The sequence below is a fragment of the Photobacterium sp. R1 genome (genome assembly GCF_054600795.1).
In genome coordinates, this window is the sequence record NZ_BAAHZP010000022.1 from 18,061 (window position 1) to 43,927 (window position 25,867).

Sequence of the window (25,867 nt, forward strand, 5' to 3'; positions counted from 1 at the left end):
CATGTTTAATAAAATTCTTGTTGTCTGTGTGGGTAACATTTGCCGCTCACCATCCGGTGAGGCGCTTCTGAAGCGATTGCTTCCAGGAAAAAAAATCCGCTCAGCGGGACTCAATACTGATAAAAGTGGATTGAAAGGAAAACCTGCTGATCGCATGGCGACTGAAATTGCGGCTGAAAATGGTGTGTCTCTCGAAGGGCATCAAGCTCAACAATTGACCGCAGAGTTATGCCGGGAGTTTGATCTTATACTGGTGATGGAAAAAGTACATATAGATGCTGTGGTATCCGTTGCCCCTGAAGCCCGAGGCAAAACTATGTTGTTTGGACAATGGATTGGACAACATGATATTCCGGACCCTTTCCGAATGAGCAGGGAAGCTTATGAATATGCATATCATTTGATTGACAAAGCTGCCCTTGCTTGGGTGGAAAAGTTGTAATCACAAAAGTTGAGTACTCGACCTGCAGCCTGTCACTAAGAAGGAAGATGCGAGTGACAGACTCAGATACGAATAATTGCTAAGAAAAGTAGCCAGAGTAGAAATATACGATGACTGTTTCGCAACAAGTGTCGGTAAAACAATCCGACTCCGACGAGATTGATATGGGGAAGTTGTTTGGTATTTTACTGGACAGCCGCTGGACCATTATTGCCATCACATTTGCCTTTGCTGTTGTAGGCGTGGCCTATGCGATGCTGGCGACACCCATTTATAAAGCAGATGCACTGTTGCAGGTAGAAGAAAGGAATAATGGTTTATCTGCGTTAGGTGATATGGGAGAAATTTTCTCCAGTGAGTCTTCGTCTAATACAGAAATTGAAATTCTACGTTCGAGAATGATTCTAGGCAAAACTGTTGATAAGTTAAACTTGACTACTTTGGCGGGGCCCGCAGTTTTACCAATCATTGGCAACGGCCTTAATCGAATCAGCAATAATCAAGATAGCATCGAAATTAGCCGCTTTGAGATTTCGCAGGATGCAGAAAAATTAAATTTCTCTTTAGTTGTTGATGATCTTAAAAATAATACTTATATCCTGTTTGATCAGGATGGAGAAAAGGTGCTTTCGGGCAAAGTGGGTGAGTTGGCCATTGCGGGTGACTACAAAGTTTTCGTTTCTGAAATGTACGCGAATGCATCAGGAACTAAATTTTTGGTACAGAAACGTTCTCGTCTCGACAGCATCCAATGGCTTCAACATAATCTCAGTGTTGCAGAGCGCGGAAAGCAAACAGGGATTCTTCAGTTGTCATTTACTGGGCCGAATAGAGCACAAAATACAGCGATCCTGAATGATATTAGTCAAAATTATTTCCTCCAAAATGTTGCTCGTAACTCTGCTGAAGCCGAAAAGAGTTTGGAGTTTCTTCGCGGCCACTTGCCCGACGTAAAATTACAGTTAAATCAAGCAGAAGACGAACTAAATCAGTTCCGTCAGGCCAATGAATCCATCGACTTAGGGTTAGAGGCTAAATCCACTTTGGATGTGATGGTGAAACTGGAATCACAATTGAATGAATTGACCTTCAAAGAAAGCGAAATTTCACAACGATTTACCAAAGAGCATCCAGCTTATATTGCCCTGCTGGATAAGCGCAAAACATTGCTCAAAGAGCGTGAACGATTCAATCAGCAAGTTCAAAAGTTGCCAAAAACACAACGCGAAGTGCTACGGCTTACACGAGATGTTGAAGTAAATCAACAAATATACGTGCAATTGCTCAATAAAGTACAGGAATTGAATATCCTGAAAGCTAGCACGGTCGGTAATGTGCGCATTTTAGATGCAGCGCAGTCATACACAAAACCGATTAAACCAAAGAAAACTTTGATCGTAATACTGACAATACTCTTTGGCGGTATATTAGCTGTAGCTGTGGTTTTAGTCAGTGCAGCTTTCCATCGAGGTGTTGAAAATCCAGATGAGATTGAAGCTATTGGATTACCAGTTTATGCAAGTATTCCAATGTCAGATTGGCAAATGGATATGGAAAAGAAACACAAAACGAAGCATCATTTGACTGTAGAAGAAAGCTTACTGGCTGTGGCGAACCCTGCAGATCTATCAATTGAAGCTCTCAGGAGCCTGCGCACAAGTCTGCATTTTGCCATGATGGAAGCAAAAAATAATGTTTTAATGATTTCGGGCCCGAGTCCGAATATCGGTAAATCTTTTGTGTCCTCAAATATGGCCGCAGTTATTGCAAAAGCAGGGCAACGTGTTTTGTTGATTGATGCTGATATGCGAAAAGGCCGATTGGAAAAAAATATGGCAGTAACCCATACTCCTGGTCTTTCAAATTATTTGGTTGATACTGCAAGCATTGATGAAATAATTAAACAGCCTGGAGTCGAAAATTTAGCTTTCATTGGCCGTGGCGAAGTGCCACCTAACCCGTCTGAGTTGTTGATGCATCCTCGCTTCAAGAAATTATTAGAATGGGCGTCTGAAAAGTATGATATCGTCGTCGTGGATACGCCTCCAATTCTAGCTGTGACAGATCCTGCAATCGTTGGCGCCCATGTTGGGACAACTTTACTGGTTGGACGTTTCGGTCAGAATGCAGTGAAAGAAATTGAAGTGACTAAACAGCGTTTTGAGCAAAATGGTATTGAGGTAAAAGGTTTTATCCTGAATGCAGTATTGAGAACAGCCAGTTCACATTATAGTGGTGGTTATTACAATTATAATTACTCTGATGATAATAGAGTCTAATGAAAAAATATATTAAGTATTTTTCTTCTCTGTGGCTGAGTTCATTACTATCATCAGTATTAGCATTTCTGCTGCAAGCGGTATTAGCAAGAGTTTTAACACCCTCCGGGCTAGGTGAGTTTAATTCATTATTAACATATTTATTGATATTTGGTTCGATTGCAGGATTTGGTGTTGATAATGGCTTATTAAAGATATTCGGTAGAGGAAAAAGGGTTGGTAATCAATTTGGTGCAAATATAGTCCTCTATTCTCTTTTAACTACATCACTAAGCTTTCTTTTCGTTCTTACCACAAGTGTATTTATTTTTACTGATGTCAATCTTAGTAATTTACTTATATTGAGCCCGGTTTTAATTTCACTAGTCTCTTTTAATTTACGCTCTGCTGTATTACAAATTGAAGGGCGTTATCATGATTTGGCTATATGGCAAATCATTAATAATTTCAGTAAGTTATTTTTCATTTCTTTACTATATTTTGATCTCGTTGGTGTTAAATATATCTACCATTTATATTCATCATCATCAATTGTAATATTGGCTTTTTCAATATCTTCCTTCTTAAAAGTTTATAAGGGGAGAATTCTTCAGGTCGAAGTTGGTTTTAATAAAATCACTATAGATGGATTGAAAGAAATATGTAAAATTTCAATTCCATTTGGTAGCGCAGCTATTGCACATACGATTTACTTTCAAAGTGATATATTTTTACTTTCATACCTAGACTCGGCTGAATCAGCAGGATTTTATAGCATAGCATTTAGTATATTGACTGCGGTGTACTTATTTCCTGCAGTTATTTATCAAAAGGTGCTTCTTCCAAGAATACATGAATGGTCAAATCATAATAAAACTATGATGCTTGTTGTTTTTCAACAAGGAAATGGAATCATGCTGATCCTTGGTGTACTTGCTGCATTAATGGTATATTTTTTTGGTGGGACATTAATATTAATATTATTTGGTGATAAATATATCACATCAATAGAATATATATCACTACTTACTATTTGCATACCGATAAGGTTTTTAATATCTGGGCTTGGTGCTGTACTGTCAACAGGAGATTTAATAAAGCGAAAGTTAAATTGCATGATAATAGTTGCAATGTTTAATGCTTTTTTAAATCTATTGTTTATCCCCCACTATGGAGTTTATGCTGCAATTATCACTACGATACTTTCAGAGATTTTGTTAGCAGCATTATTTTTAAGCACTATATATTTTAAACTTTTTGGAAAAGATACTTTTAAATATTGGTTCAGGTTTGGAGGAGGAATTAATAATGCTTGATGGGTATAAATCGGTGGGTAGGTGTGCTCTTGCATTTTATGGTTTTTTTTACGATTGGATCAGATACATCAAGAATAATGGTTGGAAGAAAAATCTTAATGATAAGAATTTTAGAAATTATTTTATATCTAAAGTTTACCATACGCTTGAGAAAAGTATGAGTTACAAGGAGAGGCGAAAAGGTGCCGCGTATAGCAACGCTATGCTTTTGTTAGATACGCTTTATTACGTTAATGAAAAAGATCCGGGCTTTCATGATTTAATTGCAGCAGAAGTGTTAAGAAATTTTTGCGAATTAGATGGGAATATCGATGATCCCAAGTTCATTGATATTAAAAAAAAGATTCCAAAATTAAAAGCATCAAAATCAATATCTGGTGCAAAAGATGTTTCACTAGAAGAATTTTATCTGGGGAAGCTTAATGATCCAGAAGGTTTTTTTAAATCTAGATTTAGTTTAAGAGAATATGATGATCTACCAGTGCCTCAAGATGTGGTTTTTCGTGCATTAGAATTAGCCCAGAAAACACCCTCATCATGTAATATGCAGGGTTGGCATACATATTTATTATCCAAAGATTCACTAGTAAAAAAAGCTTTAGAAATACAATCTGGAAATAAAGGATTTGGGCATAAAGTCAAAGGTGTATTAATTATCACTTGTGATCAGACGCCATTTATATCTTCTTCGGAGAGATATCAACATTGGATCGACGGTGGGTTATACGCGATGTCAGTGGTCTATGCATTACACTCACTTGGCGTTGCGAGTTGTTGTTTGAATTGGAGTGAAGATCCAAAAAGAGATTTACTGTTAAGAAAAGAAATTGGTATTAGTGATGAGCAATCTGTTATTATGATGATTTCATATGGATATCCTAGCAAAAATAATAAAGTTTGTGTTTCTCCAAGACGTCCATTAAATGAGAATGTTACGGTATTATAATAGTGAAAAATAAGAAAATTGGATTAATAACCATACATCGAGCAAATAATTACGGTGCTTTTTTACAAGCCTTTGCAACACAAGAATCATTGAAGAAGTATGGTGATGTTGAAGTAATTGATTATAGGAACGAGAAATTAGAAAGCAGTTTTCATTTGATTCGATTTAATATAACGTCTATTAAGTCAGGTCTAGGTGCAGTTAAAGATTTATTAAGAATAATTCCAAGATGGAGAGTGATAAGAAAGTTCAAATTGGACATAGTTAATAAGTTCAACTTAACGCCAAGGTTAAATTCAAGTGAAGTAGACAATTATGCAAATGAAAAATTTGATGTTTTAGTATCTGGTAGTGATCAAATTTGGAATCCTGTATGTGTCAGTAGCAATGAAAATTTGGATACAAATTATTTACTAAATTTTGGCAGAAATGACTCAAAGAGGATTTCTTATGCATCATCAATGGGGGCATTTGAAATTGACACTAAGAATATAAATACATTAAAAAAATCTTTAACTTCTTATGATCATATCTCTGTCAGAGAGATAGAAAGAAAGACTGAAATCCAAGAATTAGTCGGTAAAGACGTCACACATGTATTAGATCCTACTTTACTTTTAAGCCGGGATGAGTGGCTGTTCCGATTTCCAGAAGAAACAAAGCGTGTAAAACAAATATCAAATAATAAGTACATATTGTTTTACTCTGTACCTAAAGTAAAGAAAACAAGAATTGTAGTGGAGTATTTTTCAAAATTAACAGGACTTGACGTGGTTTCTATCGATCAAGATATATATCCTTATTATCGAGCAAAAACAAAAATTAGAGATGCAAGTGTGGGTGAGTTTTTGCATTTATTCAAAAATGCAGAGTTTATAATTACAGATTCTTTCCATGGTGTATGTTTTTCTCTAATTTTTCGGAAAAATTTCTTTGCAGTGTCTCCTGGAAAGCTATCAAATAGAATAGTAAGTTTGTTAGATGTAGTTGGCCTATCCGATAGGCTGATTTATGGGAAAGAAAATATAAACTCACACAGTGATTTCTCTATAGATTATGTGGCAAATAATGTATCAGATAAAATTGAATCTGAAAGAGTAAAGTCGAAAGAATTTTTAGATTTATCGTTGAGATAATTATGTCTGATACTTTTTTCTTTATTTGGGTTATATTTCAACTCTTATTGATTTTGTATGTGAATCATAAGAGAAAAAGTATAATAAATGCTTATACCCTTGCGACATTGGTTTATTTTGGCAGTTATGCTTACCCTTATTTATATGTGTTGGGCTATACTGATACATTATTCAATGAGTCAATATTTTACTCTGATTATGCATCATCGGCAATTTGGTCTTATTTTTTGTTCAAATGCACATTTGATGTTGTATATATCTTGCAGTTAAATTTATGGAGGAAAAATAGATCTCAAACGTTGAATAATCATTTGATTTTGAAAAACGAAAAGATTGTTAAATTTTATAGACGGTTTAATAGCACTCATATTTGTGTACTGTATGTAATATCACTTTTCCTTTTCATAGTCGGAGCTGGTGGTCTTGAAGAGTTTATTTTCCCTAAAACTAGATTTGAATTTGATAATGAAAAAATAGTAAATTTAGCATATATAATATCATTGCTAACATTATTTTATTCTTTATTAAGACACTATAATTATCAACAAAACCACATACTAATTTTTTGTGGTCTATGCTATGTATTAGTATATCCTATGTCATTGTCGGGAAGAGCGGTAGTATTACCATTTGTGATGATAGTAATAGCTTCATATTTTTCAGAAAGAGGTCTTAGTAAGTTAAAGTTGCTACTTTTAACTTTTTTTATATCTGCTTTTTATATTAATGCGCTTTATGTTAGAAATAACGGAATAGGTATAGATAACTTCATTTTAGGTTTTGGGAAGACATATAGTGATATACCGTTAATATTTGATTTCTTTTTTGCAACAGTTTCTGGTTTTGCAACTACAACGTTAACCCATGCGGGATTAGCTGATGGAACAATTAATATAAAACCTGATCCTTTGCTATTTTTACTATATATATCACCAATACCATCATTTATTTTGCCTACTGAGCTTTTTGTCCCATATCAATCGTTGACACCTCATTTTGGATTTAGCATTGGGATAAATTCTGACATTGTAAGTGAATCTATTTTATGGTTCGGATCGTATGGAATGTTACTTGTGGGTGGTATTATAGGATGGATCGCGAATTTTGTTGATGTCAGAGCTCTTTCTAAGGATATCATTGCAAAGTTGCTATTCTTTTCATTCACTTATTTGACATTAATGTCAAACATTGCATCAATGAGAGCATCCTCAAGATTCATTATTATATTTATGACACTTATTTTTCTTAAATGGATGCTAGTTAAGCTGACAAAGTCAACGAAAGGTTTGTGATGAAAATAGCCATAAGTGCGGTGAATGTTAATACAGGAGGAGCTTTAGTCTTGCTTAATGAGCTTTTATCTGAATTAACTAAAAAACACATTATAGTGGACTTGTATATTCATGAGAAATTAGATTTAAATAAAATATATTTGAGCAACAATGTAATGGTAAAAAAAAGAAGAAACCTTTTTTTTTCGTTACTGATTTATCAAAAATATGAAAGAGTTCTGTTTTTTGGTAATCTCCCACCTCTAAATAAAGTTAAAAACTCAATCTTGTATATACATAATGCATATCTAGTAAAAAAAAGAACTTGTTATAAACATCTTAATTTCAAACAGCAAGTAAAGATATCATTATTAAAATTATATATTCGGTTTTTTATTCATAATGTTTCTCATGTGGCTTGTCAGACAGAGTCTATGAAAAAAGAGATTATATCCTATTATAATAAAGAATCTCTTATATTACCATTTTATAAGGAATTGGAATTCAAGAAAGTTGAGAAACTATATGATTTCTGCTTCATTGGTCTACCTAGTATACATAAAAAACATGATTTTTTATTTGATTGCCTTTCTCGTTTATCTACATTGAAGATACCTTGCAAAGTAATAGTAACCGTTCCAAATGAAGAACGCTATGAGAACATTTTGAATGAAATAAATGTAATAAACAAAAGAAGAATTGTTTCTATTGAAAATCTGGGATTATTACCATTTGAAAAAATCGTTGATGTATATCGAGCTTCTTCTGCTTTAATATTTCCATCAATTCTAGAAAGCTTTGGATTACCATTAATTGAAGCAGCAATGCTTAAATTACCTATTTTTGCTCCAAATCTTAACTTTGTTAATGATGTAATTGGGGACTGTAATTATATAGATATAGCTAATGTCGAAGATACAGTAATGAAAATGAAAGATTACTTATTTGACTCTAGTGCTTACAAACCAGCTTATATCAAGGCGAATAATGTTTTTGTTGATATGTTTATAAACGGAATAAAATATGATTAGCTTTCTTATAATAACTTATAATGAATCATTACATATTGAAAGGTGCATTCAATCAATTTTAAACGTTTCTGATGATATCGTTGTAGTTGATTCTTTTTCTCAGGATCAAACTGAAGTTCTAGTAAAAAATAATAGAGCGAGATTCTACCAAAATAAATGGGTGAATCATTCTCATCAAATCAATTGGGCGCTTCAAAATATTGAATTCAAGAATGAATTTATATTCAGAATTGATGCGGATGAATATTTATCTCCAGAGTTGATTCTTGAATTAAAAGAGTTATTTTCTAGGGGTGTTCCTAATGATATTAATGGGTTTAATATCAAAAGGCGTACATATTTTATGGGACGCTGGATGAGACATGGCGGTTATTATCCAACAGTATTGATGAGACTATGGAGGAAGGGTAAAGCTATATGTGAAAATCGTGAGATGGATGAACATATGGTTCTACTTTCTGGTAAGACTGATTTTTTAAGAAATGATTTTATTGATGATAACTTATCATCGCTATCTTTTTGGATAGATAAACATAATAAATACTCAGAAAAAGAAGTGAACGAGTATTATAAGATGTTATCGAAAGAAGATGAAACGTCTAATTTAGGTGCAGCAAAAAAAACCAGAAAACTGAAAGAGAAGTATTACAGAGCTCCTATGTTTTTAAGAGCTTTCCTTATGTTTATTTATAGGTATATTTTTAAAGTAGGGTTTCTTGATGGAAGGCAGGGATTAATTTTTTATTTCTTGCAAACTTTTTGGTATAGATTTCTGGTAGACTCTAAAATATTTGAGAGAGAAAAATAAGAATGTTTAAAGATAAAGTTTTATTAATTACTGGTGGTACAGGGTCTTTTGGAAATGCTGTTCTAAATAGATTTCTACATACTGATATTAAAGAAATACGTGTTTTTTCTCGTGATGAAAAAAAACAAGATGACATGAGGAAGAAATATAATAATCCTAAGCTGAAGTTTTATATTGGTGATGTGAGAGATTACAATAGTATTTTGACTGCAACCCGAGGTGTTGATTTTATTTATCATGCCGCCGCATTGAAACAAGTACCTTCCTGTGAATTTCACCCGATGGAGGCAGTTAAAACTAATGTGCTCGGAACTGAAAATGTATTAGAAGCAGCAATAGCTAACAAAGTTAAACGTGTAGTTTGTTTAAGTACTGATAAAGCAGTATACCCTATTAATGCAATGGGGATATCAAAAGCTATGATGGAAAAAGTCATGGTGGCAAAGTCTCGAAATGTTGATGAGTCTAAAACGGTTATTTGTGGCACTCGTTATGGAAATGTGATGGCATCAAGGGGTTCCGTAATTCCGTTGTTTGTTGACTTAATTAAAGCAAAGAAACCTTTGACCATTACTGACCCAAATATGACCCGGTTTATGATGACATTGGAAGATGCGGTTGATCTGGTTTTATATGCATTCGAGCATGGTAATAGTGGTGATATTTTTGTTCAGAAAGCACCTGCAGCTACTATTGAAACTCTTGCGAAAGCACTACGGGAAATGCTCGATGTTAATGAACACCCGATAAATATCATTGGTACACGTCATGGAGAAAAACTCTATGAAGCTCTTTTAAGTCGTGAGGAAATGGTTGCCGCAACCGATATGGGCGATTATTATCGTGTTCCACCTGACTTACGTGATCTTAATTATGGAAAATTTGTGGAAGATGGTGATACAAGAATTTCAGAGTTTGAAGACTATAATTCACATAATACTGAACGACTAGATGTTGCTGGAATGAAAGCACTCTTATTAAAGCTTCCTTTTATCCGAGCTATGTGTGCAGGTGAACAGTACGAATTGGATGCTTAATATGAAAATTGTAGTTACAGGTGCCTACGGATTTATTGGCAAAAACCTCTGTCTAAGATTAAATGAAAGTGGATATACTAACCTTGTTCTGCTTGGCTCTTCTTCAACTTCAGATGATTTAGTCTCCGCATTAGCAGATGCCGATTTTGTTTTTCATTTAGCTGGAGTGAATCGAACTGAATATGAATCTGAATTCTTAAAGTGTAATACAGATTTAACTGAGTTTATTGTCAAAGAGTTAATTAAAAATGGGAGTAAAACACCATTAATGGTTAGCTCATCAATGCAAGCAACAAATGATACGCCTTATGGTTTAAGTAAAAAAATTGCCGAAGAAAAAGTTGAGCTTTACGGGAAAAGTACTGGGGCTGATTATTTCATATACCGTTTTCCTAATGTGTTTGGAAAATGGTGTAAACCCAATTACAACTCATTTATTGCAACTTTTTGTCATAATATTGCTAACGATATTGATATCAACATTCATGATCCCAGTGCATCTGTCAATCTGATTTATATTGATGATGTTTGTAATGAGCTAATTTCTCTACTTAGTAGGGATAAGCAGCCTGGTTTCAAAACAGTACACCCAGAATATCAGACAACTGTTGGTAGTGTCGCCGAGACGATTCGATTGTTTAAGTCAAGCCGAAATTCTCTAATTACAGAGCATGTAGGGCAGGGGCTGGTCAGAGCGTTGTATTCGACTTATATAAGTTATTTTTCACCAAAACAATTTACTTATACTGTGCCAAGTTATGCTGATGAACGTGGTATTTTCTGTGAAATGCTAAAGACAAAAGAGTCAGGTCAATTCTCTTTTTTTACAGCACACCCTGGTATTACACGTGGTGGGCATTACCATCATTCTAAAAACGAAAAGTTTTTAGTTTTAAAGGGAATGGCTAAATTTAGATTTGAACATGTTATCACTGGTGAAACTTACGAAATAACCACATCATCAGAGAAGACTGAAATCGTCGAAACTGTTCCTGGCTGGAGTCATGATATTACTAATGTTGGTGGGGATGAGTTAGTAGTCATGCTTTGGGCGAATGAAGTTTTTGATAGAGATGTACCGGATACTATTGCGAGACCATTGAAGTGAAAAAATTAAAAGTCGTATCTGTCGTAGGTACAAGGCCAGAAATTATTCGGCTGTCAAGAGTTTTAGCTAAATTAGATGAGCATTGTGAACATATTTTAGTTCACACTGGTCAGAACTATGATTTTGAATTGAATCAGGTTTTTTTTGATGATTTGGGTGTTAAGAAGCCTGATTATTTTTTAAGTGCTGCGGGAAAAAATGCGGCAGAGACCATTGGTCAGGTTATTATTAAGGTCGATGAAGTTTTAGAAGCAATCAGCCCTGATGCAATGCTTGTTTTAGGGGATACAAACTCTTGTATTTCTGCGTTGCCTGCTAAACGTAGAAAAATACCAATTTTTCATATGGAAGCGGGTAATCGCTGTTTTGATCAGCGCGTTCCAGAAGAAACAAACAGACGTATTGTTGATCACACTGCAGATATCAATTTAACGTACAGTACTATTGCCAGAGATTATTTACTAGCAGAAGGTATTCCTGCTGATAGGGTGATTAAGACTGGTAGTCCGATGTTCGAAGTTTTGAATTTTTATAAATCTAGGATTGAGGCATCAGATGTTTTAGAGCGATTAAACTTAAAACCAGGCGAGTTTTTCCTTGTTAGTACACATCGCGAAGAGAATGTGGATTCACCTAAACAGCTTAAAAAACTGGCTGAGACTTTGAATACAGTTGCAAGTTGCTATGGGTTGCCTGTAATCGTTTCAACGCATCCTAGAACTCGCAATCGTATTGAAGCTCAAGGAATTGATTTCCATCAGAATATCCACTTACTTAAGCCTTTAGGTTTTCATGACTATAACCATTTACAAATGAAAGCTAAGGCTGTTTTGTCTGATAGCGGTACAATTAACGAAGAATCATCAATATTAAACTTCCCAGCATTGAACTTACGTGAAGCTCATGAACGTCCAGAAGGTATGGAAGAAGCATCCGTAATGATGGTTGGTCTCGGTGTTGAGAGGGTAATGCAGGCATTGAAAATTTTGGAAACCCAACCATCAGGTTCAGAACGATTATTACGTCAAGTATCAGATTATTCAATGCCTAATGTTTCGGATAAAGTTGTAAGAATTATCCATTCTTACACAGATTACGTTAGGCGTGTTGTCTGGAAAGAGTATTAATGAAATTAGCTTTATTGATTGATGATTACTTACCTGATAGTACACGTGTTGGGGCAAAGATGTTTCATGAGCTGGCTCAGCAGCTTATGAGAGAAGGTCATTACGTAACAGTAATAACACCAGGCTTTAATCAAAAAGAAAAGTTACTGATGGAGTGTTATGAAGGTGTTACCGTTTGGCGCTATAAGAGCTCACCGATTAAGGATGTTGGAAAAATTAAGCGTGCAATTAATGAATCACGTTTATCATATAGTGCTTGGTCCTCGATTAAAGGAAAAGTTTATTCAGATAGTTTTGATGGAGTGATTTACTACTCACCTTCAATATTTTTGGGTGCACTTGTTAAAAGAATAAAAAATATTTGTCTGTGTCCATCTTATTTGATATTGAGAGATCTCTTTCCGCGTTGGGTTATTGATGCAGGAATGATACGCGAAGGATCGCTTATAGAAAAATATTTTAGATTATTTGAGAGGCACTCTTATAATCAGGCCAATTTTATTGGCTTAATGTCTGAGAGGAACATTGAGGTTTTTCGACAGGATTATAATCATTACAATTGTCATGTTCTGAGAAATTGGGCAAGTTTGATTCCAGTTATTAATTATCCGGATGGTTATGTATCAATTCGTGAACGCTTGAGATTAAAAGATAAAGTTATCTTTTTTTATGGCGGTAATATTGGTCATGCACAAGATATGGCCAATTTGGTTCGGTTGGCACGGAGAATGATGATATATCCAAAGGCTCATTTCTTATTTGTTGGTCAGGGTGATGAAGTCGAACTTATTTTAAAGCTATCTCAAGAGTGGAAGTTAAATAATTTTACTTATATTCCTTCTGTTAGTCAGGAAGAATTTAAACTAATACTCTCCGAAGTTGATGTTGGGTTATTCTCTTTATCATCAGCCCACACAGCACATAATTTTCCGGGGAAATTGTTGGGTTATATGGTAGAAGCATTACCCATTCTAGGAAGTGTTAATTCAGGTAATGATCTTAAAGAACTCGTAAATGAGTTTAAAGCTGGGCATGTTCATGTAAATGGGGAAAATGAATTATTGTTTGAATCTGCTCAAAAATTATATCAATGTAATCAATACAGAAATAAGCTTGGATCAAATGCAAGAAATTTACTTGAGAAAGAGTTTGCAGTTTCATCAATAGCTAAAGACATAATCAATTCCCTGAATAAAAAATCATGAAGAAGAGATTTATGAATAAAATAAATGACAATGAAATTGATGCTTTGTTCAGTTCAGCTGAATCCTCTTCAAGAAAACGAGCTCATTTACTATTACATAAATCGCATGAGGATAAAGTTCAACGACTACTAATAGCAATGGTTAAAGGTAGTTTTGTTGAACCACATTATCATGAATTATCGCATCAATGGGAACTGTTTACAGTGATAAAAGGTAAGGTTGTTCTTGTTTTTTATAATAGTTCAGGTATTGTTGTTGATAGGATTTTTATTAGTTCAGATGATGTGATTCCAATGATTGAGCTTAAGCCTGGACTTATTCATAGTGTCGAATGTTTGTCAGAGAGGGCATTAATGCTGGAAGTGAAAGAGGGACCTTTTGATGAAGTGCATGCAAAAGTATTCCCTTCTTTTGATAATAATTAAATCATGCTGGTTCTAAAATTAATTTATTAGATCATATCAGTTAAGTTAATTATAGTGTTTCTATAATTTCGCATGGATAGTTTTTTATCTATATCCGTAAGAGAATATGCCATGACCTCTGCATTCCTATTTGCCTTCTTAATGTCCTTTTGCAGCTTGTTTATCTGCAGGAAAATTGCAAAACGTATCGGACTAGTAGATGCACCCAATGAACGAAAACACCATCAAGGTGTTGTTCCGTTGGTCGGTGGTGTATCTATATTTATGACACTTGCAATTGCTTTCTGCTTGTTTGATTTATTTCCACAAAACCCTTGGTTGTATCTGGGGTGTGCTTCTGTGTTGGTCGTGATAGGTGTTGTTGATGATCGATACGACATCAGCTTTAAACTTCGACTTTTGGTACAGGCTGGTGTCTCTCTGGTGATGATTTTCATAGGTGAGAAAAGTCTGCATGATTTAGGTTATATGCTTGGCAATTTCCCTCTCGATTTGCCAGTCGTACTAAGTTCGACATTAACTATCTTGGCAGTTATTGGTGCGATCAACGCATTTAACATGGTGGATGGCATCGATGGCTTGCTTGGTGGTCTGGCATCAGTCAGCTTTGCGGCACTTGGCTATGTGTTTTATGTATCCGGAGATACTGAACTGTTTACCATTTGTACCCTGATTGTGACGGCAATGGTTCCCTATATCATGTTGAATCTGGGTTTTCCGCTAGGGCGTCGTTTTAAGGTCTTCATGGGGGATGCTGGCAGTATCTTTATTGGATTCACGGTAATTTGGTTATTACTGGAAGCGACGCAAGCTGGTGCACAAAGTGCGATGCGACCTGTGACTGCACTTTGGTTAATTGCGCTGCCGTTGATGGATATGGCGACGATTATGATCCGCCGGATTCGTAAAGGACAGTCACCGTTCAAACCAGACCGGGAACACCTGCATCATATCTGCCAGCGGATTGGGTTATCACCATTCATGACTTTGATTGTGATTTGCAGTTTGGCAGCGACGATGGCGATGATTGGGATATGGTCAGATTTGGCGCAAATTAACGAAACGGTCATGCTGATTGGTTTCTTGTTAATGTTTGGTGTGTACTTTGCAGTCATAAGCCATATCTGGCGTATTACGACTTGGATTCATCGTCTGACAGGACGAGCACAGCCAAAAGCTCCGGAACAAGTTCCTTCTGAGCAATAAAGTCAGGACATTCGAGAGAGTCGTCGGATGTGATCTTATGAATGCTCATCGCATTAACCCAGGCCTCGGTCTGGGTTTTTTCTTTCTTACTGCAGGCTATCTGATCTGTCTTCTCTGCGAAGCTGCTTCGCTTCTTTATCAAATTTATCCAGCTGAGCAAGCTGGTAAATCACATCCCAAAGCAATAAAAATCCAATTTCCAGAACAAACGCGAAAATCTGTTGCCAGTAGTCTTTAAAGCGAAGGATGTGATCGTTAGTCGTCATGATTCCTGCCATTGAAAGATTGTTTGTATGCTAATCCATACTATGGCGTCATGAATTGTAGATAGATTGAATTAAACTGAGACTTACTTATTATTATGCGGTTTAAGATCAGTTTGTGTGAAAAAAGGTGTTTTTAACGCCCTTCAATCAGCTCTCACAGGAATTAGTGAATGTGGTTGCACGGTAGATTAAGCATTCACAGCTGTGTTTCTTTTTTCTGCTTTCGATAACAGAATGAAGTAGACGACAAAGCCGACAATAAAAAGCCAGAACATCACATACTCTGGTACATTAGCGATTTCACCATAGATACCCACGCCGCTCAGTAAAGTTGCAATAGTACAGATAGCAATCAGTGTTTGAGTGGAATTCAATCCCAGGCGCTGGAAGATATGATGCAGATGCTCCCGGTCAGGTTTGAAAGGAGAGTCTCCGCGCTTAATACGACGGATCATGATGGCTGCCATGTCCATCAGGGGGACGGCAATCAACCATAGCGCGGTCACAGGCCGCAGAGGCGGGCGGCTGCCATTCTGACTGGCAAGCAACAAAAACCAGATTACGGTAAAGCCAATGAGCATACTACCAGCATCTCCCATAAAGACTTTGCGTCTTCGTCCAAATGCGCCCAGATTCAGCAGGATATAAGGGATGATGGTGATGATAATAATGGCACAGAGATAGGCCAGTGAAAGCTGCCCGTCGTGGAACAGCATGATGCCGAGTCCGCCGAAAGTCACGATAGATAATCCGCCTAGCAGTCCATCGATACCGTCCACCATATTGAAGGCATTGATTGCACCTATGACTGCCAGTACGGTGACCAGATACCCGAACATGCCCAAATCAATTTTACCGAATCCTACCATATTTCCCAGGGTGTGTAGTTCCAGTCCGGCAAAGTACATCATACAGACCGAAAGGGTTGCCTGGATTAATAACCGGATCTTGAAACTGACATCAAATTTGTCATCTAAAGCGCCAACGACAGTCAGGATGACAATACAGAGGGTATACAGTCCGGCATCATCGAGGATGCTGGGAGAATAATACAGGAACTGAGCCAGCGTGATACAGATAGCCAAGCCGCCGACAAGGGGCACGGCTCCGTCATGAAGCTTTCTTGCGTTGGGCTGATCAACCAAACCCACACGTTTTGCGACCTTCCGGAGTAAAAAAAGTGCAGCGAACGAGGAAAAAAATACAAAGAAAAAATCTGCAAACATGCTCAATTCCGAAAGCTGTCAAAACGTCGAAAGACTACCAAGATTTCGCAAGTCTAGGAAGAGGAGAAAAGATGTCCGGTTAGTAAATTATTACTTCTGTTCAATTCTTTTAGAAATTTAAGGCTCTCTCGCAGTATTTGAAGTCATGCTTTTCATCATTCCTACAGGCGCTGGCTTGTCTATACTTGTTTTCGTAAGACGTTCCCGGAACAAAAAACTCAATTCATAAAGTCCGGTTGAGGCTGAACAAGTTGCAGAAAGGGAGGTGATATGCAGATTTTGCCAGTCGTTATGGCGGGGGGCACAGGCAGTCGGTTGTGGCCGTTATCCCGGGAGCAATACCCGAAACAATTCTTGTCACTTATTGCGTCATCAGAAAAGCAATTGTCCTCTGCTGCTCCTGATCAACTTTTCACGCTTTTGCAACAGACCATTCAGCGCCTTGACGGGCTGGACCATCAGCCACCATTAGTCATTTGCCAGGGAAGTCACCGCTTTATTGCTGCTGAACAATTACGGCATTGTGGTATCGGTAAGCATCGCTTTCTTCTTGAGCCTGAAGGCAGAAATACCGCACCGGCGATAGCTTTGGCTGCGTTGCTGACGAGTGAGTGCCCGTCTGCGGTTTCACTCGAAGAAACAGATCCCCTCCTTTTGGTTCTTGCAGCTGATCATTGTATTCAAAACCATGAAGCTTTTGTGGCGGCTGTTGAGCAAGCCATACCACTTGCTGAATCCGGGAAACTAGTTGCTTTTGGTATTCCGCCGCAATCTCCTGAAACCGGCTATGGCTACATTAAGCGCGGTGAGCCATCAGGAGCTGGTTACGAAGTCGCTCAGTTTGTTGAAAAACCGGATCTGAATGCGGCGAAAGAGTATTTAGTCAGCGCCCACTATTACTGGAACAGTGGCATGTTCTTATTCAGAGCGTCGGCCTATCTTCAGGAACTGGGGAAATATCGCCCGGATATTTTGTCTGCTTGCCAGCATGCGGTCCAGTCCCCTGAGGTGGATAAAGATTTTATCCGTGTCGATCGTCAGGCATTTGCAGCCTGCCCGTCTGATTCCATTGATTATGCGGTGATGGAAAAAACGGACTCAGCGGTTATGGTGCCGATGGACGCCGGATGGAGTGATGTAGGCGCCTGGTCTGCCTTATGGGAGTTAGGCAAGAAAGATGAGTTATACAATGTCGTTCAAGGTAATGTCCTGACGACAGGGACCCGGCATAGTTATATTCGGGCTGACAGCCGGTTGGTCGCCACCATCGGACTGGAGCATGTGGTGGTCATTGAAACCAAGGATGCAGTTTTAGTTGCAGCAAAGGACAAAGTGCAGGAAGTCAAAGCCATCGTTGCGCAGCTCAGGGAGACGCATCGTCCGGAACTTGAGTTTCACCGGGAAGTGTATCGTCCCTGGGGTAAATATGAACAGGTCGACCATGGCCTTCGCCACCAGGTGAAACATATTACGGTCAATCCGGGTGAAAAGCTGTCTCTGCAGATGCATCATCACCGCTCTGAACACTGGGTGGTTGTTTCCGGAACAGCGAAAGTCACTCAGGGTGATAAGACCTGGCTCCTGACTGAAAACGAATCGACTTATATTCCGATTGGCGTAATTCATGCTCTGGAAAATCCTGGAAAAATCCCGCTTGAAATGATTGAAGTACAATCAGGCAGTTATCTCGGTGAGGATGATATTGTCCGGTTTGAAGACCGATATGGCAGGAAATGACTGCATCCTGATTAGTGATTGCCAAGGAGACGCAATGGAATCTCTTACATGTTTCAAAGCCTACGATATCCGCGGTGAAGTGGGTTTTGAGATGAATGAAGATATCGCCTACCGGATCGGCAGGGCTTATGGACAGTATTTCCGGCCCAAACGTGTTGCCGTTGGTGGTGATGCCCGACTGACTACGGCTGCACTGAAAAGAGCCTTGGGAAAGGGGCTGATGGATGCTGGCGCCGATGTACTTGATCTGGGTCTGACAGGAACGGAAGAAGTGTATTTTGCAGCCCAGACGTTGGACGTGGATGGCGGGATAGAAGTCACGGCTAGCCATAATCCTGGCAATTATAACGGGATGAAGCTGGTTCGTAAGGAGGCAGTGCCAATCAGTTATGACAGTGGGTTGGCGGAAATCCGACAACTGGCCGAGAGCAATCAGTTTGCTCTTTCTGACCGGCAGGGAATGCTGAGTCAGACATCCATTTTGGATGCTTACATTGAACATCTCATATCCTATATCTCTCCCAATAAAATCAGGCCATTGAAGCTGGTGGTTAATGCCGGAAATGGTGCTGCAGGTCATGTAATCGATGCACTGGAAGCCCGCTTTTGCCAGTTACAGCTCCCGATTCAGTTTGTGAAAATCTACCACCACCCAGATGGCAACTTCCCGAATGGGATCCCGAATCCGATGTTGCCTGAATGTCGTATGGCAACATCAGAAGCTGTGATCACACATCAGGCAGATATGGGTATTGCCTGGGATGGTGATTTTGACCGTTGTTTTCTGTTCGATGAATACGGAGAGTTTATTGAAGGCTATTACATCGTGGGTTTACTGGCGGAGGCTTTTTTGCAGCAGTCTGAAGGGGAGGCAATCAAAATTATTCATGATCCCAGGCTGATCTGGAACACGATGGAGATTGTCGATCATTTTGGTGGGCAGGCGATTCAGTCAAAAACGGGTCATGTTTTCATCAAAGAACGTATGAGGCAGGAGGATGCTGTCTACGGCGGTGAGATGAGTGCGCACCATTATTTTCGTGATTTTGCTTATTGTGACAGCGGAATGATTCCCTGGTTGCTGGTGACTCAGTTGCTCTCAGTGAAAGAACAGCCTCTGTCCGAAATTGTGGCTGCCAGAATTCAGGCTTATCCGGTATCGGGAGAGATTAACCTGACAGTAGCCGATACAGAAACTGCGATTCAAAAAGTATGTGCTGTTTTTGCACCTGATGCTTTAGATGTGGATACCACGGATGGTATTAGCCTGAGTTTTGCGAAATGGCGTTTGAATTTGCGTGCCTCTAATACGGAGCCTTTACTTCGCCTGAATGTCGAATCCAGAGGGGATATCACGTTGATGGAAGAGAAAACGGCTGAAATATTATCAATACTTCAGTCGTAGGAAATGATGATATTGAATGCGATAACTGAAGAAAATTAGATGAATGAACGGGTGTGAAATCAGGGAATACAATATTGAGTGAGTTTTGGTTGATAAACGTGACTTTTCCATGACATTTACTTTCATATTTATGCGAGTCTGTTTGCTTGAGGTGTTTTATTTTAGGTTGGATTTCCCCATAACATTTCACTCGACATTTCATTTTTATGTGATTTGAATCAATGGCTTGTGGTTTTCTGGGTGTTGAAATAAAAAGCCTTCATGTATGCAATTAACAATTACACTGAACTCATGGTTACTTATTCGCCTATTCACTATTGATGGGAGTGTTGTTAGTGATGGTGCTAATGACTAAATTGTCGGAATTTTGGCATTAATTCGTGTTTACTGATGAAGTTTTTCGTGAATTCAGTCGCGCAATTTTGCTATTAACGTTCCACCTATTAGTAACTTTGTCATGCTGGAGTGAGTAATTTAACAACGAATAAAACACCAGGGGAATCAGGTGAAGATTTTACACCATGGTGCCAGGGACGGAGTGACCGGTTCCTGTCACGAACTACAGTTAGGAAAATACAGTCTGTTAATTGATTGCGGCGCATTTCAGGGGGAGGAGGCCAGAGTCGGCAACGATATTACTTTTCCTGTTGAGCCAATCAAGGCACTTATTCTTACACATTGCCATATTGATCATGTGGGCAGAATTCCCTGGTTACTTGCAGCCGGTTTTCGTGGGCCGATTTATGCGACGGAGGCTACCGCATCGCTGTTGCCCCTCATGCTTGAAGATGGCCTGAAACTGCAACTAGGGCTGAGTGATGAAAAATGCGAAGCCTTTATTCGTCTGGTTCGTTCACAACTTAAACCTGTTCCTTTTGACTGTCGGGCTCAAATTATGCTGCCGGACGGGCAGGATGTGAGCCTGTTCTTTCGGCAGGCAGGGCACATTTTAGGTTCTGCATATGTTGAGTTAACTCTGCCTGAACATCAGAAAGTCGTGTTTTCCGGTGACCTGGGACCCAGCAATACACCGCTCTTAGTGGATCCTGTACCGCCGTCGCATGCCGATGTCTTAGTGCTGGAGAGTACGTATGGCGATAAACGACATCCCGGAGTGGAGAACCGTGAACAGGCGTTGAAAAAAATTGTCGAGCAATCGTTGCAGGATGGTGGTGCGATTCTCATTCCGGCCTTCAGTCTTGGACGGACGCAGGAGCTGCTGTTTGATTTGGAAAATATAGTGACGGGGGAAAGCCAGAATGCCCGATTGAACAGTCCTTGGTTGTCGTTACCCATTGTTCTGGATTCGCCATTGGCTATGAGAATTACTCTGGCCTATCAGGGATTTAAGCGATTGTGGGCGAAAGAGGCCAAAGCCAGATTAGACAGTGGCCGTCACCCGCTTGATTTTGACCAATGTACACAGATAGATGAACACAGCGACCACATTGGACTGGTTAATCGCCTGAAAGCAAGTGGTGAACCAGCTGTCATTGTGGCCGCCAGTGGTATGTGTACGGGAGGACGGATCATGAGTTATCTGGAAGCATTATTGCCTGATCCCAGAACAGACTTGCTGCTGATTGGCTATCAGGCCCGGGGAACACTGGGTCGTGAACTTCAGAATGGGGCAAAGACCGTGATGATTCACAACAGCAGAATTGAAGTGAAAGCCAGAGTGCATACGATGACCGGGTATTCTGCGCATGCGGATCAGAATGATCTGGTTCGTTTCGTCAGAGGGATTGAACAGGGGCCTAATGAAATTCGTCTGGTACATGGCGACAGACCGGCGCAAGAAGCGCTGGCAAAGCGTCTCAGGAAGATTAAACCGGATGCGAAGGTGATTGTTTGCGCAAACCTGACCCCGGATTAAGTCATTGCTTGCATCAGGGGAGTCTTTCGATATTCTAGTCTCTGAAAAAATACCGTGATAGCTTGAACGCATGATTTCATGGCTGAACATGCCCGGGGTGGACTCCATTAGCAAAGCCATTACTAAAGATTGAGACAAAGTTATCATTGGTGTTATATCGACCAAGTTTGAGGAAGGATAATGAAAATAACAGTAGCGGGAACAGGCTATGTGGGTTTGTCAAATGCTGTATTGCTGGCCCAGCATCATCAGGTTATTGCGCTGGATATTGTCGAAGAGAAAGTTGTACTTCTCAATCAAAGAAAGTCTCCAATCGTTGATAAAGAAATCAGCGAGTACCTCGAACATCGTGAATTGAATCTGACGGCAACAACAGATAAAACGCTTGCATACAGCAATGCTGATTTTGTCATTATTGCTACCCCGACGGATTACGATCCGGTGACGAATTACTTCAATACTTCATCGGTGGAGTCTGTCATCCGAGATGTGATGGCAATCAATCCTGATGCGGTCATGGTAATTAAGTCCACGATTCCTGTGGGATATACCCAGCGCATTCAGGAGGAAATGGGGACTGAGAACATCTTGTTCTCGCCTGAGTTTTTACGTGAAGGGCGAGCACTTTACGACAACCTGTATCCTTCCCGAATCATTGTTGGCGAGCAATCAGAGCGTGCAAAAGTCTTTGCTGATCTGCTGATTGAAGGGGCTGAAAAGGAAGAGATTCCGGTGCTGTTTACCGATTCGACAGAAGCGGAAGCGGTGAAGCTTTTCTCGAATACTTACCTGGCGATGCGGGTAGCTTATTTCAATGAACTGGACAGTTATGCTGCTGCGCACGGACTGGACAGCCGCCAGATCATTGAGGGGGTCGGATTGGATCCGCGTATTGGTAATCACTATAACAACCCGTCTTTTGGTTATGGCGGATATTGCTTGCCAAAAGACACCAAGCAGTTGCTGGCAAACTACCAGAACGTGCCGAATAATATTATCCGCGCTATCGTCGATGCAAACTCGACACGCAAAGACTTTATTGCTGAAGCCATTTTGAGCAAGAAGCCGAAGGTGGTTGGTGTTTACCGTCTGATCATGAAGAGTGGTTCAGATAATTTCCGTGCTTCTTCGATTCAGGGGATCATGAAACGCATCAAAGCCAAAGGGGTTGAGGTGGTCGTTTATGAGCCGGTACTGAAAGAAGACGAGTTCTTTAACTCCAGAGTGATTCATGATTTGGAGGAGTTTAAGGCAATGTCGGATGTGATTGTTTCGAACCGAATGTCCGATGAACTACATGAAGTAGCGGACAAAGTCTACACACGTGATTTATTTGGCTCTGATTAATCAATCAGATGCCGCAACTTAGGGCAGGATGCGTGCTTTTCTTGCCCTAAAACCTCTATGAAGATCACAGATTTCTCCCATCCCTGACTATACTGAAAATACCTACTTTTTTTGTTGGTCAGGGGCAGCAATGAGAACTCTTGTGATTGCGCTTACAGTTGCCGGGTTGATGAATGCGGGGGCACTTGCAGCGCAAACCGCAGCAGAAGCATCGGCAACATCCTCATCATCGGTAACTTCTTCTTCCTCGACGGTCGCTTCATCAACGGCGGCTTCCAAAGGCTCCGCAGCGGGTATTACAACAGCCTCGGCAGCATCTGCCGGAGGTTTAACGGCAACGGTTGTTGCTGTCGGTGTGGCAGCTGTCGTGATTGGCGTGGCGCTTTCTGATACTGGTGGCGGCGGTGATAGCACTTCACCACCGGTGACGACTCAGGAATAGCTGCGACACAGGACCCGTGCGCCGGGAAGTATTTTCTGTGTGATGACTTCATGAGACATCAATCCGCAGAGGGGATGTCTCATGCTGTTCTTTCATCGGTGTTCTGTCATCAGGAAGCGCTGTCGACCGCTTTTCCTTTCAACAGCTTTCGTACCCACATCCGGCCTGGATGCAGTGCATCCAGTACGCTGATTGGCAATGGCAGCGGATCGCCGCAAAGCTGTGATGCGAGGACTTCCCCGAGCAGCGGTGCAGAACTGAGTCCTCGTGAGCCCAATCCGATCATTGCATAAAGCCCAGGATAAACAGGGACCTCTTCCGCACTCTCTTGCTGTTCCCGCAAGGTCGCATACTGGCTGAGTACATCATCAAACCGGCAGATGTCACCGACAAAAGGTAAATGGTCCCGGCTGGCGCATCGGACGCCAACCCGGGCATCCTGTGCAGAAAAATCAATGGCTTCTGGCCAGGCTGCATCGGGCAGGCAGTCCATCAGACGGGTTCGATTATCTGTATGTTCTTCTTCAGAAAATGTCAGGTCGATACTGTTTCTGCGGTAACTGGCTCCGATGCAGTGGGTGCGGGTCGACGGATTGACCGGTGTCAGGTAACCGTCGTAACACAGTACCGTTTTCAGAGCAGCCAGCTCACCTTCACTCGGAACATGGCTGACCTGACCGCGGACAGCGTAGGCTGGGATCTGTTTTGTCTGCTCAAAATCTTCAAACCGATGGCCGTTGGCGACGATGACGGTCTTATGGACGAACTGGCGACCATCTTTGCTTGAAAGCGTCCATTGTTTGTTGCCATTTCTCTCAAGGCTGCAGATGTCTGTTTCCGGATGGAGTGTCAGCAGGCCGGAAGCCTGTGCCTGTTGAATCAGAGCTCGGGTGAGTTCTTGCGGACACAGCCAGCCGCCCAACGGGTAATGCACACTGCGGTGGCCGCTGTGTATCCCTGTTACGGCTTCAGTTTGCGCGATATCCAGCGCATGGACGACTTCCGGCGGGAAGCCGCCGTTCAGCATTTTGTCGAGTTTTTCAGCGGATTTTTCACTCCAAGCCAGTTGGGTCACACCGCACCAGTCGTGGCTGAATTCGCTGAACCGGGCAGCTTGTTCCACAAACTGGCGGGCATAGAGATAGGCCGGGGCAAAGAAACGGCTGAGCGCATCATTTGAGCCGTTGAGCAGCGGATAAACCGCTCCTTGCCGGTTGCCGGATGCTCCTTCTGCAGGCATCGAATCTGCACAGTACAGGCTGACGCTGACACCTCTGCGGGTCAGGGCCAGTGCGGTGGTGGCTGATCCAATCCCGCCACCAATGATGGCGATATCCGATAAGTCAGCCGCCTGATGACGGGCGTACCAGGGGGCAAAGTTGGCGCCCTGACGACGTTCTGCGTAGGTGCCGGCCAGCATGTCACGTTTGTGGCCAAAGCCTTTGACTTTCTTCATGTCGAACCCGGCCTCAATTAACCCGCGACGAACAAAACCGGCAGCAGTAAAGGTCGCCGTGGTGCATCCCTGGCGTGCCAGAGATGCCATGCCGTCGAATAAGTTCTGATTCCACATCTCCGGATTTTTGCTGGGTGCAAAACCATCCAGGAACCAGGCGTCGACCAAGCCTTCCTGATGGGTCCATACTTGAGGGAGAGAGGTTTTGATGTCGCCGAACCAGAGGTCCAGAGTAATCATGCCGTCTTCCAGTACAAGACGGTGGCAGTCGGCAACCGCTGGCGGGTAATGGGCATGTAGCTGATCGGCAAGTTCAGCCAGTTCCGGCCAGGATGCATGGGCCTTGATCAGATCGTCCCGGGTGACCGGAAATTTTTCGAAACTGATGAAATGCAGTTCTTTGACACAAGCATCCGGGTTGCTCTGACGAAAGTTTTTGAACCATTGCCATACGGCCAGAAAATTCAGGCCGGTGCCAAAACCGGTTTCGGCAACGACAAACCGGCGACGGTCAAAGGTTTCCCAGCGTGCCGGGAGTCCGTTTTGCTGCAAAAACACATAGCGTGTTTCTTCCAGTCCGTTCGCATTGGAAAAGTACACGTCATCGAAATCGTTCGAAACCGGTGTACCTGCATCATTCCAGTCAAGCACGGCATTTTCTATCTGTTTTGGCGACAAATGGGACAAAAGGAAAACCTCTCCAATTTAGATATTCTGATGATTTTTTGTCTTTGACCTTGGTTAACCGCGTGTAACTTTGGTAAAAGATCATCAATTGACCACGATAAGCAGCGGA

Annotated in this window: 22 protein-coding genes; 19 read left to right on the forward strand and 3 right to left on the reverse strand. The window is 40.6% G+C overall.

The window, feature by feature from the left end:
- Nucleotide 1 precedes the first annotated feature (1 nt).
- The 14 genes from ACYP03_RS22750 (at nucleotide 2) to wecA (ACYP03_RS22815) (ending at nucleotide 15,316) form a co-directional block, all read left to right on the forward strand.
- A complete protein-coding gene (locus ACYP03_RS22750) occupies nucleotides 2-442 on the forward strand; it encodes an arsenate reductase/protein-tyrosine-phosphatase family protein (protein WP_330961888.1) in 441 nt (146 codons plus the stop codon).
- 110 nt (nucleotides 443-552) lie between these two features.
- Nucleotides 553-2,721 (forward strand): polysaccharide biosynthesis tyrosine autokinase, encoded by a 2,169-nt coding sequence (locus tag ACYP03_RS22755; RefSeq protein ID WP_330961889.1) that lies wholly within the window; start codon nucleotides 553-555, stop codon nucleotides 2,719-2,721.
- Nucleotides 2,721-4,016: an oligosaccharide flippase family protein gene (locus ACYP03_RS22760; RefSeq protein ID WP_330961890.1), complete on the forward strand. Its 1,296-nt coding sequence runs from the start codon at nucleotides 2,721-2,723 to the stop codon at nucleotides 4,014-4,016. The genes ACYP03_RS22755 and ACYP03_RS22760 overlap by 1 nt, the downstream gene beginning before the upstream one ends.
- On the forward strand, nucleotides 4,009-4,962 hold the full coding sequence (locus ACYP03_RS22765) for a nitroreductase family protein (RefSeq protein ID WP_330961891.1): 954 nt from the start codon (nucleotides 4,009-4,011) through the stop codon (nucleotides 4,960-4,962). Before ACYP03_RS22760 ends, ACYP03_RS22765 begins: the two co-directional genes overlap by 8 nt.
- A 2-nt stretch (nucleotides 4,963-4,964) precedes the next feature.
- Nucleotides 4,965-6,098 (forward strand): polysaccharide pyruvyl transferase family protein, encoded by a 1,134-nt coding sequence (locus tag ACYP03_RS22770; RefSeq protein ID WP_459782230.1) that lies wholly within the window; start codon nucleotides 4,965-4,967, stop codon nucleotides 6,096-6,098.
- 2 nt (nucleotides 6,099-6,100) lie between these two features.
- Complete coding sequence (locus ACYP03_RS22775) at nucleotides 6,101-7,390, forward strand: hypothetical protein (RefSeq protein ID WP_459782231.1); 1,290 nt, start codon at nucleotides 6,101-6,103, stop codon at nucleotides 7,388-7,390.
- Nucleotides 7,390-8,400 carry a glycosyltransferase gene (locus ACYP03_RS22780; RefSeq protein WP_459782232.1) on the forward strand — a complete coding sequence of 337 codons (1,011 nt, stop codon included), beginning with the start codon at nucleotides 7,390-7,392 and terminating at the stop codon, nucleotides 8,398-8,400. The genes ACYP03_RS22775 and ACYP03_RS22780 overlap by 1 nt, the downstream gene beginning before the upstream one ends.
- Nucleotides 8,393-9,208, forward strand: coding sequence for a glycosyltransferase family 2 protein (locus ACYP03_RS22785; RefSeq protein WP_459782233.1), 816 nt, complete (start codon nucleotides 8,393-8,395; stop codon nucleotides 9,206-9,208). The genes ACYP03_RS22780 and ACYP03_RS22785 overlap by 8 nt, the downstream gene beginning before the upstream one ends.
- 2 nt (nucleotides 9,209-9,210) lie before the next feature.
- Entirely contained in the window at nucleotides 9,211-10,245 is a 1,035-nt protein-coding gene (gene fnlA, locus ACYP03_RS22790) for a UDP-N-acetylglucosamine 4,6-dehydratase/5-epimerase (RefSeq protein WP_459782234.1), read from the forward strand.
- A gap of 1 nt (nucleotide 10,246) precedes the next feature.
- Nucleotides 10,247-11,353 (forward strand): UDP-2-acetamido-2,6-beta-L-arabino-hexul-4-ose reductase, encoded by a 1,107-nt coding sequence (gene wbjC, locus ACYP03_RS22795; RefSeq protein WP_330961897.1) that lies wholly within the window; start codon nucleotides 10,247-10,249, stop codon nucleotides 11,351-11,353.
- Nucleotides 11,350-12,480, forward strand: a complete 1,131-nt coding sequence (gene wecB, locus ACYP03_RS22800; protein WP_459782235.1) for a non-hydrolyzing UDP-N-acetylglucosamine 2-epimerase — start codon at nucleotides 11,350-11,352, stop codon at nucleotides 12,478-12,480. The genes wbjC and wecB overlap by 4 nt, the downstream gene beginning before the upstream one ends.
- Nucleotides 12,480-13,685: a glycosyltransferase family 4 protein gene (locus tag ACYP03_RS22805; RefSeq protein WP_459782236.1), complete on the forward strand. Its 1,206-nt coding sequence runs from the start codon at nucleotides 12,480-12,482 to the stop codon at nucleotides 13,683-13,685. The genes wecB and ACYP03_RS22805 overlap by 1 nt, the downstream gene beginning before the upstream one ends.
- Before the next feature lie 11 nt (nucleotides 13,686-13,696).
- Complete coding sequence (locus ACYP03_RS22810) at nucleotides 13,697-14,110, forward strand: WbuC family cupin fold metalloprotein (RefSeq protein ID WP_330961900.1); 414 nt, start codon at nucleotides 13,697-13,699, stop codon at nucleotides 14,108-14,110.
- Nucleotides 14,111-14,221: 111 nt separating this feature from the next.
- Nucleotides 14,222-15,316: a UDP-N-acetylglucosamine--undecaprenyl-phosphate N-acetylglucosaminephosphotransferase gene (gene wecA, locus ACYP03_RS22815; RefSeq protein WP_330961901.1), complete on the forward strand. Its 1,095-nt coding sequence runs from the start codon at nucleotides 14,222-14,224 to the stop codon at nucleotides 15,314-15,316.
- A gap of 86 nt (nucleotides 15,317-15,402) precedes the next feature.
- Here wecA (ACYP03_RS22815) and ACYP03_RS22820 read toward each other — a convergent pair whose 3' ends face one another.
- Together ACYP03_RS22820 and wecA (ACYP03_RS22825) are read right to left on the reverse strand one after the other, a co-directional pair.
- Entirely contained in the window at nucleotides 15,403-15,582 is a 180-nt protein-coding gene (locus ACYP03_RS22820; RefSeq protein ID WP_459782237.1) for a hypothetical protein, read from the reverse strand.
- A gap of 188 nt (nucleotides 15,583-15,770) precedes the next feature.
- Entirely contained in the window at nucleotides 15,771-16,808 is a 1,038-nt protein-coding gene (gene wecA / locus ACYP03_RS22825) for a UDP-N-acetylglucosamine--undecaprenyl-phosphate N-acetylglucosaminephosphotransferase (RefSeq protein ID WP_459782238.1), read from the reverse strand.
- Nucleotides 16,809-17,078: 270 nt separating this feature from the next.
- On the opposite strand from wecA (ACYP03_RS22825), the gene ACYP03_RS22830 reads away from it, so the two are divergent.
- The 5 genes from ACYP03_RS22830 (at nucleotide 17,079) to ACYP03_RS22850 (ending at nucleotide 23,615) form a co-directional block, all read left to right on the forward strand.
- On the forward strand, nucleotides 17,079-18,545 hold the full coding sequence (locus tag ACYP03_RS22830) for a mannose-1-phosphate guanylyltransferase/mannose-6-phosphate isomerase (RefSeq protein ID WP_459782239.1): 1,467 nt from the start codon (nucleotides 17,079-17,081) through the stop codon (nucleotides 18,543-18,545).
- Nucleotides 18,546-18,579: 34 nt separating this feature from the next.
- The gene (locus tag ACYP03_RS22835; protein WP_459782240.1) at nucleotides 18,580-19,950 is read left to right on the forward strand and encodes a phosphohexomutase domain-containing protein; all 1,371 of its coding nucleotides are present in this window, start codon (nucleotides 18,580-18,582) and stop codon (nucleotides 19,948-19,950) included.
- Between the two features lie 505 nt (nucleotides 19,951-20,455).
- Entirely contained in the window at nucleotides 20,456-21,826 is a 1,371-nt protein-coding gene (locus ACYP03_RS22840) for an MBL fold metallo-hydrolase RNA specificity domain-containing protein (RefSeq protein ID WP_459782241.1), read from the forward strand.
- Nucleotides 21,827-22,006: 180 nt separating this feature from the next.
- Nucleotides 22,007-23,173 (forward strand): nucleotide sugar dehydrogenase, encoded by a 1,167-nt coding sequence (locus tag ACYP03_RS22845; RefSeq protein ID WP_330961906.1) that lies wholly within the window; start codon nucleotides 22,007-22,009, stop codon nucleotides 23,171-23,173.
- A 130-nt stretch (nucleotides 23,174-23,303) separates the two neighbouring features.
- Nucleotides 23,304-23,615, forward strand: a complete 312-nt coding sequence (locus tag ACYP03_RS22850; protein WP_248141120.1) for a hypothetical protein — start codon at nucleotides 23,304-23,306, stop codon at nucleotides 23,613-23,615.
- A gap of 109 nt (nucleotides 23,616-23,724) precedes the next feature.
- On the opposite strand, the gene mnmC is transcribed toward ACYP03_RS22850, so the two are convergent.
- Nucleotides 23,725-25,749, reverse strand: a complete 2,025-nt coding sequence (gene mnmC / locus ACYP03_RS22855; RefSeq protein WP_459782245.1) for a bifunctional tRNA (5-methylaminomethyl-2-thiouridine)(34)-methyltransferase MnmD/FAD-dependent 5-carboxymethylaminomethyl-2-thiouridine(34) oxidoreductase MnmC — start codon at nucleotides 25,747-25,749, stop codon at nucleotides 23,725-23,727.
- Between the last annotated feature and the right edge of the window lie 118 nt (nucleotides 25,750-25,867).

What these genes read in the sequence shown, in the direction of transcription:
- ACYP03_RS22750 (WP_330961888.1), top strand. Translation starts at nt 2, where the DNA reads ATGTTTAATAAAATTCTTGTTGTCTGTGTGGGTAACATTTGCCGCTCA.
- ACYP03_RS22755 (WP_330961889.1), top strand. Translation starts at nt 553, where the DNA reads ATGACTGTTTCGCAACAAGTGTCGGTAAAACAATCCGACTCCGACGAG.
- ACYP03_RS22760 (WP_330961890.1), top strand. Translation starts at nt 2,721, where the DNA reads ATGAAAAAATATATTAAGTATTTTTCTTCTCTGTGGCTGAGTTCATTA.
- ACYP03_RS22765 (WP_330961891.1), top strand. Translation starts at nt 4,009, where the DNA reads ATGCTTGATGGGTATAAATCGGTGGGTAGGTGTGCTCTTGCATTTTAT.
- ACYP03_RS22775 (WP_459782231.1), top strand. Translation starts at nt 6,101, where the DNA reads ATGTCTGATACTTTTTTCTTTATTTGGGTTATATTTCAACTCTTATTG.
- ACYP03_RS22780 (WP_459782232.1), top strand. Translation starts at nt 7,390, where the DNA reads ATGAAAATAGCCATAAGTGCGGTGAATGTTAATACAGGAGGAGCTTTA.
- ACYP03_RS22785 (WP_459782233.1), top strand. Translation starts at nt 8,393, where the DNA reads ATGATTAGCTTTCTTATAATAACTTATAATGAATCATTACATATTGAA.
- fnlA (WP_459782234.1), top strand. Translation starts at nt 9,211, where the DNA reads ATGTTTAAAGATAAAGTTTTATTAATTACTGGTGGTACAGGGTCTTTT.
- wbjC (WP_330961897.1), top strand. Translation starts at nt 10,247, where the DNA reads ATGAAAATTGTAGTTACAGGTGCCTACGGATTTATTGGCAAAAACCTC.
- ACYP03_RS22805 (WP_459782236.1), top strand. Translation starts at nt 12,480, where the DNA reads ATGAAATTAGCTTTATTGATTGATGATTACTTACCTGATAGTACACGT.
- ACYP03_RS22810 (WP_330961900.1), top strand. Translation starts at nt 13,697, where the DNA reads ATGAATAAAATAAATGACAATGAAATTGATGCTTTGTTCAGTTCAGCT.
- wecA (WP_330961901.1), top strand. Translation starts at nt 14,222, where the DNA reads ATGACCTCTGCATTCCTATTTGCCTTCTTAATGTCCTTTTGCAGCTTG.
- ACYP03_RS22820 (WP_459782237.1), bottom strand. Translation starts at nt 15,582, where the DNA reads ATGACGACTAACGATCACATCCTTCGCTTTAAAGACTACTGGCAACAG.
- wecA (WP_459782238.1), bottom strand. Translation starts at nt 16,808, where the DNA reads ATGTTTGCAGATTTTTTCTTTGTATTTTTTTCCTCGTTCGCTGCACTT.
- ACYP03_RS22830 (WP_459782239.1), top strand. Translation starts at nt 17,079, where the DNA reads ATGCAGATTTTGCCAGTCGTTATGGCGGGGGGCACAGGCAGTCGGTTG.
- ACYP03_RS22835 (WP_459782240.1), top strand. Translation starts at nt 18,580, where the DNA reads ATGGAATCTCTTACATGTTTCAAAGCCTACGATATCCGCGGTGAAGTG.
- ACYP03_RS22845 (WP_330961906.1), top strand. Translation starts at nt 22,007, where the DNA reads ATGAAAATAACAGTAGCGGGAACAGGCTATGTGGGTTTGTCAAATGCT.
- ACYP03_RS22850 (WP_248141120.1), top strand. Translation starts at nt 23,304, where the DNA reads ATGAGAACTCTTGTGATTGCGCTTACAGTTGCCGGGTTGATGAATGCG.